The organism is Rhabdochromatium marinum (genome assembly GCF_016583795.1).
GTDB classification, from domain to species: domain Bacteria; phylum Pseudomonadota; class Gammaproteobacteria; order Chromatiales; family Chromatiaceae; genus Rhabdochromatium; species Rhabdochromatium marinum.
In genome coordinates, this window is record NZ_NRRS01000024.1 from 42,778 (window position 1) to 51,424 (window position 8,647).

10 protein-coding genes are annotated in these 8,647 nt (G+C 60.3%); 5 read left to right on the forward strand and 5 right to left on the reverse strand.

The genetic code is table 11. From position 1 onward, the window contains the following. From CKO36_RS09210 to CKO36_RS09230, 5 genes are all read right to left on the reverse strand, one after another. A complete protein-coding gene (locus tag CKO36_RS09210) occupies window positions 1-258 on the reverse strand; it encodes a type II toxin-antitoxin system HicA family toxin (protein WP_200283741.1) in 258 nt (85 codons plus the stop codon). Then, the gene (locus tag CKO36_RS09215) at window positions 255-461 is read right to left on the reverse strand and encodes a 2-oxoisovalerate dehydrogenase (protein ID WP_200283743.1); all 207 of its coding nucleotides are present in this window, start codon (window positions 459-461) and stop codon (window positions 255-257) included. The genes CKO36_RS09210 and CKO36_RS09215 overlap by 4 nt, the downstream gene beginning before the upstream one ends. Window positions 462-544: 83 nt before the next feature. After that, a complete protein-coding gene (locus tag CKO36_RS09220) occupies window positions 545-949 on the reverse strand; it encodes a hypothetical protein (protein ID WP_200283745.1) in 405 nt (134 codons plus the stop codon). Between the two features lie 12 nt (window positions 950-961). Then, the gene (locus CKO36_RS09225; protein ID WP_200283747.1) at window positions 962-3,652 is read right to left on the reverse strand and encodes an Eco57I restriction-modification methylase domain-containing protein; all 2,691 of its coding nucleotides are present in this window, start codon (window positions 3,650-3,652) and stop codon (window positions 962-964) included. Between the two features lie 173 nt (window positions 3,653-3,825). Continuing rightward, complete coding sequence (locus CKO36_RS09230) at window positions 3,826-4,284, reverse strand: hypothetical protein (protein ID WP_200283749.1); 459 nt, start codon at window positions 4,282-4,284, stop codon at window positions 3,826-3,828. A 183-nt stretch (window positions 4,285-4,467) separates the two neighbouring features. On the opposite strand from CKO36_RS09230, the gene CKO36_RS09235 reads away from it, so the two are divergent. The 5 genes from CKO36_RS09235 to CKO36_RS09255 all read left to right on the forward strand — a co-directional run. Then, on the forward strand, window positions 4,468-4,653 hold the full coding sequence (locus CKO36_RS09235; protein ID WP_200283751.1) for a hypothetical protein: 186 nt from the start codon (window positions 4,468-4,470) through the stop codon (window positions 4,651-4,653). Between the two features lie 119 nt (window positions 4,654-4,772). Further along, entirely contained in the window at window positions 4,773-5,570 is a 798-nt protein-coding gene (locus tag CKO36_RS09240; protein WP_200283772.1) for an inositol monophosphatase family protein, read from the forward strand. Next, on the forward strand, window positions 5,570-7,333 hold the full coding sequence (locus CKO36_RS09245) for a 2-oxoacid:acceptor oxidoreductase subunit alpha (RefSeq protein WP_200283760.1): 1,764 nt from the start codon (window positions 5,570-5,572) through the stop codon (window positions 7,331-7,333). The genes CKO36_RS09240 and CKO36_RS09245 overlap by 1 nt, the downstream gene beginning before the upstream one ends. Continuing rightward, window positions 7,320-8,165, forward strand: a complete 846-nt coding sequence (locus CKO36_RS09250) for a thiamine pyrophosphate-dependent enzyme (protein WP_200283762.1) — start codon at window positions 7,320-7,322, stop codon at window positions 8,163-8,165. The genes CKO36_RS09245 and CKO36_RS09250 overlap by 14 nt, the downstream gene beginning before the upstream one ends. A 265-nt stretch (window positions 8,166-8,430) precedes the next feature. Next, on the forward strand, window positions 8,431-8,647 hold a 217-nt coding region (locus CKO36_RS09255; RefSeq protein ID WP_200283764.1), incomplete at its 3' end, for an RRXRR domain-containing protein.

The window sequence follows — 8,647 nt, forward strand, 5'->3', positions numbered from 1 at the left end:
TCAGAGTCCGAAACATTTTCCTTCCAGAAGTTCAAGCAATTCGGTACGCGATAGACCGTGATGCGCAGCGACACAGTTGAGAATCGACGAGAGGGTGCCAATGCGCAGAGGGTCATGTTTGGGGATCGTGACATGGTGCTGCCCATCACGATGCGTAGTCAACCGAACATGACTACCTGTTTGCCGTGTTGGCTGGTAATCGAGCCGTTCCAAGCGCTTGATCAGATCTTGACCGGAAAGGTCGCGCGGCAACCTCACGCCGCCATGGCCTCCTCTCTGGTGATATGCAAACGGATTAAGGATGGTTTGTCCGCTGGTTCAAAGTGACACGAAACCGCATCCCGAACCGACATGCGCAAGGCCGGCAAATCATCCGCTTCTGTGAAAATATCGACATCGACGGCATGCGCCACATAACCCCCTTCTGGTGATTCTTCGACAATAAAATGAATTTCGCTCATGAATATTGATCCAAGCTTACAGTTTTATTTGTCAAGAGGAACATTAATATCCTTTGCGTTGATTGGCAATAAATATTGCTGGATCAGATCGCTGCCTCCAATAAGGCGATTTCATCTTCGCTCAGGTCAAACAGCTGATAAATAATGCGGTCGATTTGGGCTTCAGCAGCGGCGATGTCAGCGCTCAGGCGCTGGATGGCCTGGCGGTCGCGGGTGATCCAGTCTTCCCAATCCCAGCGCTCGGCGAGTGGAATGTCCTGCTTGAAGGCTTTGTTCACCTCGGCGCGGAAGGCGGCGAAGTCGGGCAGTGTCCACCATTGCTGAAGTTTGGTGGTCAGTTTGGGTTCGCGCTTGGGTGGGCAGAGGTCGGGAATGCGGCGGATGAGGGCGTTTTGCAGACGTGCACGCTTTTCGGCCGATTCGGTTGCTCGGTTGCTCTCTTGTTCCAGCGCAGTCCGAATTTCAGTTGACCATGCCGGAATTGGCAAAGTTTCGACATATTAAACCCGCAGCTCATGGTAGCCGCCTCGAACGGGCGGACTCATTGAGGATAGAATGAACCAAAGAACCCGGCTGTTCAGCAGTGCCAGTAAGCTCTTATCAGCCGTGGGAATCAGATAGGATTTGTCGTTCGAGAACGCGCCACAGGGTTCAAACAGAAAATTGCGCTCCGCGTTGAAATGTGGATAGCTGATCTTTGGTGCCGCAAAATGCGGCGCATAGGCTTCCTGCGCCTGCTGCAACTCAAACCATGCCTGTTTGGTGGCGCGCTTTTCCAGTGACTCTCGAAAAAGCAGCAGCCAGTCGCGGATGGCGGGATAGTCGTCGATGTTGATTTTATTCTTCGGAATGTAGATTAACCACAGCCCGCGCGGCTCGGCCCGCCAGCGTTTCAAGTCCTTGCCTTCCAAAAAAGGCTTTAGCAACGCCGCCGAACGCGGATCCTCGGCGCACAGCCGCTCCTTGGTCGGGGTGTCGATCACGAAGGCTTTGTTCAGCCCGGATACAACCCCACGCAGCGGCGCGCCATAGACCTCCTTGAGCGTCTTGCGCCCGGCGCGGATTTTCTCGCGCAGCGCACGCAGGGCCGGGTTTTCCAGCTCCCAGGAGCCAGACCCCAGAGCGGCCTGTGGATAGGGGCCGGCGGCGGCTTCCCAGGTGGCGAGAAAATTGGTGTCCGGCAGCGCCTCCAGCTTCCAGAAGCGCAGGGCGTGATCCGCTGGCGGCGCGCCCTTTTTCATGGTCACAATGGCGGGATAGGTGGTCACGCCCGCGAACACTTGCAGATCGCCGAAATCGACCACGCTCTCAAGGGTCGCTTCACGCAACAGATAGTCACGCAATGGCTGGCCGGAGCCGGTCTTAAAGAAGGTGTTGGAGGAAATAAAGCCCAGCCGCCCGCCCGCTTTGAGCAATTTCAGCCCGCGTTCGTAGAAATAGCAGTAGAGATCGGCGCGGTCGGAGACCACCTGATAGTGCTGTTCCAGATAGGGCTTGAGCACTTTGAGAAATTCCATGCGCACATAGGGCGGATTGCCCAGCACAATGTCGAAGCCACCCTCGACCATCACCTGGGGAAAGGCCGCCACCCAGTCGAAACCCCGCCCCAGGTAAGCCCAGCGATCTGCATCAATCAGGCTGTCGCCGACGCGGAGAGTGCCATCCAGACTGTCAAGCAGCTTGCCCTGCCGCGCGGTCTTGAGCCACAAGGAGAGCTTGGCAATCTCGATGCTCTCGCTATTCACATCCACGCCAAACAGATTGTTGGTCAAAATCTCGCTGTCCGGATCGAGGAGATCGTCGGTATAACCGTCTTGACCGCGCAGCTCGGCAATTTTGCGGTTGACGCGCAGCAGCTCGGTTTTCATGAACTCCAAGGCCATGATCAGGAACACGCCCGAACCACAGGCCGGATCGACAATGCGCAGGGTTTTCAGGCGCGCGCGGTAGGCCTCCCAAGCCTCTCGCTCAGCGGTTTTGCGCCGCCAGGGGATGGCGCTGTAGTCGGACAGATCGGCCCCGGCTTTGGCATGATCGCGCACGATGGCGGCAAAGATCTCCAGCAAATGCGCACCCAGGGTCTGGGCAACGATAAAGCGCGCAATCAGATCGGGCGTGTAGACCACTCCATCGCGCTTGCGCCGACCACTGGTGCCGCTGGCCTTGGCCGGTTCCGGGGCGGACTGCACCGGCGCCTCGCCGCGCGCTTGGGCTTGCAGGCGTTCCACATCAGCAATCGACTGCTCGAAAATATGCCCAAGCACCGTGACCGAGACCTCGGAGGCAAAGTCGTAGTCGCCAAGCCGCTTGAATTGCTCGCACAGCGCATCAGGCAGGCTCAGTGCGTCGATGCGTGGATCAGATGCGAACAGTCCGCCGTTGTAGGCAGGAATGTTCAGCGCCGCGCTGCCCTGGTCAATGGCACGAAACAGCCCGGTGAAGTTCTCCCACACCGGGCGCGGATTGTAGGGATCGCGTTGGCTCCAGGCGCTGTTGAGGCTGTCGTGCGGCAACAGGTTGGTGTCCTCGGCAAAGGCGATGAACAGCACCCGGTCGAGAATGGTTTGTGCCACGGCAATGGCTGCCAGCGCATCAATGCCGCTGTCAGCCGCGCGCACCGCGTTGATCAGCTCCAGCCGCAGGGTCTTGTAGTCCTGATAGAGGCTGTCGGTAATGTCGCGATCTTCCTGCCGACTGGCGGCGAGCAGCGCCAGCGTGCGCCCGCCAAGCAGATTCTTGGCGCCGAGCAGTAACCGAAAACGGGCGTATTCCTCGGGTTCGGTCAGGTGTTCGAGCCAGAAGACCTCATAGGCGGCGGTGCCCTCGCCAAAGCCATAGAGGCGCAGCTCGACCATGTTAGATACCAGTACCCATTTCACACCGCGTGCGTGCATGGCATATTCCCACGCCTGCTGCACCGGGCTTTTGTGCCGCCCTGGCATGATGGCGTCGAGATCGCGGGTGGTGGCGCCTTTCAGCTCGAACGGGGCGAGAATCTCCGGACGCTCGCCGCCAAAATGCCCGAGCGCGAGATCGACGCGCCCGTGCAGAATGCTGTGCTCAGCCGACAGGCTGTAGGCCGCGCCACTGGCCGGCCCGCGATAGCCCAGCACGCCCTCGACAATGCGGGAGGTAAACTGACTGTGCAGCGCGGTTTCCTTTAGCGAGCGAATGCGCCCGTCGCGAATCATCCCGGCCCAGGCGCTCAGAATCTCCAGGTGCTCGGGCGGAATGGCTTGAAGGTCGAGATGGCGGGCGAGGGTCTTGGGATTGAATAAATGCAGGGGTTATTCCTCACAACGTGCCAAACTCAATGTTCGTTTGGCTGAGCAAGCCCGCAATTGACAACCTGGTACTGCAATCATTATGGGCAGGGTTTGGAGAAAATATTGCCCGTGAAGACCTCTGCATCCATGCCACCAAGAACCGAGCCATTGCCGTTGGAGACGCCATGAACCAAGGCATCACCGTTTGCATCCAGTGTGGCAAGCAGCGAATTGTGCGACACATAGGGAGGTTCACCCGGAAGAGTGACGACCCAATCGAGCAGCATGTCATATTGGCCATCTTGGAAGACAACCACTCCCTTGACCGGCCCGCTATTAAGAAGCATTCCATTGACCAGAGTTCCAGTGCCGACCAGGCTAAAGCGACCATTATTGATGCGGCTGACTGCAAAGCGCGCTTCCCCTTGAACACCGCCAAACAAGCTAAGATCGAGATCCCAGCACCGATCACCGATATAGTTTTCCGCCGTTGCCGTACCAGCCCCCAGAATAAACAAAGTCAACACGAAAACGAATGCTTTAAATGCCTTGTTCATTTTTCTCTGCCCTCATCTCGCTTAAGAAGTTATCGCATAGCATAAGGTTTGCTAAGGTGTGCCTCAAGCGACGCAGCGACCAAGACCGGCAAATATTAATGCCTGCACCGCTGAGATTCAGGATAATAGCGCCCATTGGCCTCTGGAGCCCAGACAAGCCGTCAGTAAGTAACGAGGTGCTATATGAAGAACAATGACCTGGAAGACTACATCATCAACCTGGCCGAGTTGGTCGGCTTCGACCTGGAAGCCGGTACCTGGAGCAATGAACCGACGCAATTACAACAGAGCGTACCAGGGCTGCCCATCGCTCTGTCGCGTTTGTTTCTGGCTTTGCGCTGCGCGAACCCGCAAGACAGTGGACGCTGAGTTCCCTGGCCAGAACGGCGCGTCACCCGCCGACATGAAAAGGGTTTACGGCAAGCCGCATGCTGTAGCTGCACATGCTACAGGTGCAAGGCCATGCCTTCTTGGGGTATGGTGAGCGGATGGACCCCATGCTCAATATCGCCATTCGCGCCGCCCGCAGTGCCGCGCGCATTATCATGCGTTCCTTTTACCGTCGCGACGAGTTGACGGTCACGGCCAAGGATCGCAACGACTTTGTCAGCGAAGTGGATCGTGCCGCCGAGGCGGCCATTATCCAGGAGATTCGCGGCAAGTTTCCCCATCACGCCATCCTCGCCGAGGAAAGCGGCCAGCATGCCGGCAATGAGTTCGAGTGGATTATCGACCCACTTGACGGCACCACCAATTACCTGCACGGCTTTCCGCAATTTGCCATTTCCATCGGCTTGCGCCAGCGCGGGCTAATGCAACAAGCCGTGGTCTATGATCCGCTGCGCGAGGAACTCTTCACCGCCAGTCGCGGCGGCGGCGCGCTGCTTAACGACCAGCGGCTGCGGGTTAGTTCGCGGCGCGATCTGCGCGGCGCCCTGCTCGGCACCGGCATTCCGTTTCGCGATTACAGCCAGATGGATCTGTTTCTGGAGACGCTGCGCGTGCTGGTGCCGGATACGGCCGGCGTGCGCCGCCCCGGATCAGCGGCGCTGGATTTTGCCTATGTCGCCGCCGGGCGCTTGGATGGTTTCTGGGAGTTTGGGCTGTCGCCCTGGGACTTCGCCGCCGGTGCGCTCCTGGTGCTGGAGGCTGGCGGCACCGTGACGGATATGGACGGTGGGGATGGTTTTTTTGACACCGGCAATGTGGTCGCAGGCAATCTGCGGGTGCATCAGGGAATGCTGGAACGCCTCAAGCCCTTGCTGGCCGGACGGCGGGGGGCTTGATGTCTGAGGCAATGTCGATGTCCTGTGCCATCACCGGCTCAGGCGGCAGTGGCGCAGTGACAGCCGGTTCCATGATCCTGGAAGCAGCGGCTCGCGCCGGCCATTATGGACTCATGACACGCTCCGCCGGTCCGCAGATTCGCGGTGGCGAGTCGGCCGCCATGCTACGCTTCGGGCCCCAGCAGATCACCTGCATGGGAGACAGCTTTGGCATCCTGGCCGCGCTGGACTGGGGCAACTTCAGTCGCTTTGCCGGGGAGATTCCACTTACCCCTGCGACCCTGATTCTGGCCGATCCCGATGCCGGCCAGGCACCCGCTGAGCTGGAACCCTATCGTCCGCAAATCCACTGGATTCAGCTACGCGAGCTGGCCGCCAGCCGCGCGGGCGGGCGCTTCAATATGGTGGCGGTTGGTGCCATCGCCGCTGCGGCGCAGCTGCCACTGGCAGCGGTATTGGAAGCCGCCACGGCCACACTGAGCCGCAAGGGCGCCGAAGTCGTCGCTGCCGCACACGAGTGCATCCGCATGGGCTATCAGCCGCCCTCCGCCGCCGGCGCACAAGTCGACGGGCTGGCGACCACCACGAGCGCCCCAGACACTTCAGTAGCCGCAGCCCCGCCGCAGCGCTGGAACATCAGCGGTAATGAAGCCGCCGGCCTGGGCGGCCTGCGCGGTGGCGTGCGCTTTGTCGCCGCCTACCCCATCACACCGGCTACGGAAATTCTTGAGTGGCTGGCGCCGCGTATCACGCGTCTGGGGGGCAGCCTGTTGCAAGCCGAGGATGAGCTGGCCTCGATCAACATGATCATTGGCAGTTCCTTCGGTGGCGTGCCGTCCATGACGGCGACCTCCGGACCCGGGCTGAGCCTGATGATGGAAGGACTGGGTTTGGCGGTGGCCAGCGAAACTCCGGTGGTGGTGGTCAATGTGATGCGCGGCGGACCCAGTACCGGCATCCCGACCAAGTCCGAGCAGTCGGATCTGAACATCGCGCTCTACGGTTTGCATGGTGATGCCCCGCATTTGGTGCTGGCCGCCCTGGATATTGCTGACTGTGTGTTAACGTTGCACTGGGCGACACAACTGGCAGAACAGTTGCAAAGCGTCGCCATTGTGCTTTCGGATCAGTTGCTGGGGCAATCGCGCGCCATTATCGATCCGCCCGACACGCCAGAGTTCAACCTTGGCCGGCGTCTGGCAACGCCACCTGAGGCTGGTCAGGAGTATCAACGCTATCAGCTCACGGCCGAGGGTCTGTCGCCAATGAGCCGGCCGGGACAGCCGGGACTCAGCTATACTGCCGATGGGCTGGAGCATAACCAGGCCGGCACCCCGTCAAGTCTTGCCGACGACCACGCCACGCAACTTGCCAAACGCCGCGACAAGCTGACCGGTTTCGCCCCCGGTCCGCTGTGGGCCGAGATCACCGGCAGCGGCGAGCTGTGTCTGCTGACCTGGGGGTCCAGTCATGGCGCCGTGCTGGAAGCTGCCGAACACCTGACGGCCCAGGGGCGCCCTACGCGTGTCATCGGCTTACGCCTGATCGCGCCCCTGCAAAGCCAGGCTCTGCGCGCCGCGCTGGCTGGCACCCAGGTCTGGGTGGTGGAGCTGAATCAGGACGGGCAGCTGTACCACTACCTGCGCGCGGCGGCCGTGCTGCCAGAGGGCACCAAGGCCTTGGCCCGCCCCGGCCCACTGCCCTTGCGCCCGGCGGAAATTATCCGCGCCATTACGCAGGAGTCAGCCCATGACCAGTGTTAGTGCAGCACATTCAGCCAAGGACTATAAGTCCGAGGTCAAGCCGGTCTGGTGTCCGGGCTGTGGGCATTTTGGCGTGCTGGCCGCCTTGACCAAAGCCTTTGCTTACCTGGAGTTGCCCAAAGACGAGGTGGTCACCGTCTCCGGCATCGGCTGCTCGTCGCGCATCGCCGCCTATCTGGATGGTTATGGCTTTCACGGCGTGCATGGGCGTGCGCTGGCGCTGGCCGCCGGACTCAAGGCGGCGCGCCCGGAGCTGACGCTGGTGGTCGCCGGTGGCGATGGCGATGGATTCTCCATTGGCGGCAATCATTTCTTGCACGCCTGTCGGCGCAATATGGACATGACCTATGTGGTGATGGACAACGAAGTCTATGGCATGACCAAAGGCCAGGCTTCCCCCACCACTGAGCCGGATTGGTCGCACAGCAAGCTCACCCCGCGCGGCACCGGCGTACCGCGCTTTCAGCCCGCTGCTATTGCGCTGGCGGCTGGTGCCAGCTTCATTGCGCGCGGTTTCGCCGGCGCGCCCAATGAACTGGTGCGTCTGCTGGTACGGGCACTTGAGCATCCAGGCTTTTCCATGGTACAGGTGCTCAGTCCCTGTCAAACCTACCGTCCGGAACAAAAAGCCTGGAAGCAGGCGGTGCATCCGGTTGAGGAACCCGCGCCAGCGGATCCGAGCGAAGCGGCACGCCTGATTCAAAGCGATGACGGTTTGGCCTTGGGCGTGCTGTATGCGCAGCGCTTGCCGGTTTATCAGCCCCGCAATCGTGTCGAGGCCGAGCTGGCTGATCTCGAAGCGGAGTTTCTGTTGTCAACTACCCCGCCCTAAAGGGCGGAGCTTGTGAAGGCAAGCTGGGTTGACCAGGGAAAGCGGTATCCAGTCCGCTACGTTTACAACAGGTCGTTAAGGCTCACCGGCGGATGCTTCCTCAGTCCGCCGCTCTGAAAGGTCAGGATCATGCTGGCGAAAGGCAAAGCGCCGAAGGTTTTGATCGCCGCCGCGAGGTGGGAGCCGGTTGTAGACATTCCCGAGGGGAGCGTACCGCAAGGCACCGTCACAAGGCCCGTAAGGGTGCTGATAATCGGAGAACACCATGGCCGTTTTTGTACTGGATAAGAAAAAACAACCCCTGATGCCCTGCTCAGAGAAGCGGGCGCGGTTGCTATTGGAACGCGGGCGGGCCGTGGTGGTGCGGCTGCATCCCTTTAGCATCCGCCTGAAAGACCGCATCGGCGGTGACACCCAACCGCTGTGTTTTCAGCTCGACCCCGGGAGCCAAACCACAGGCATTGCCCTGGTGCGCGAAGACC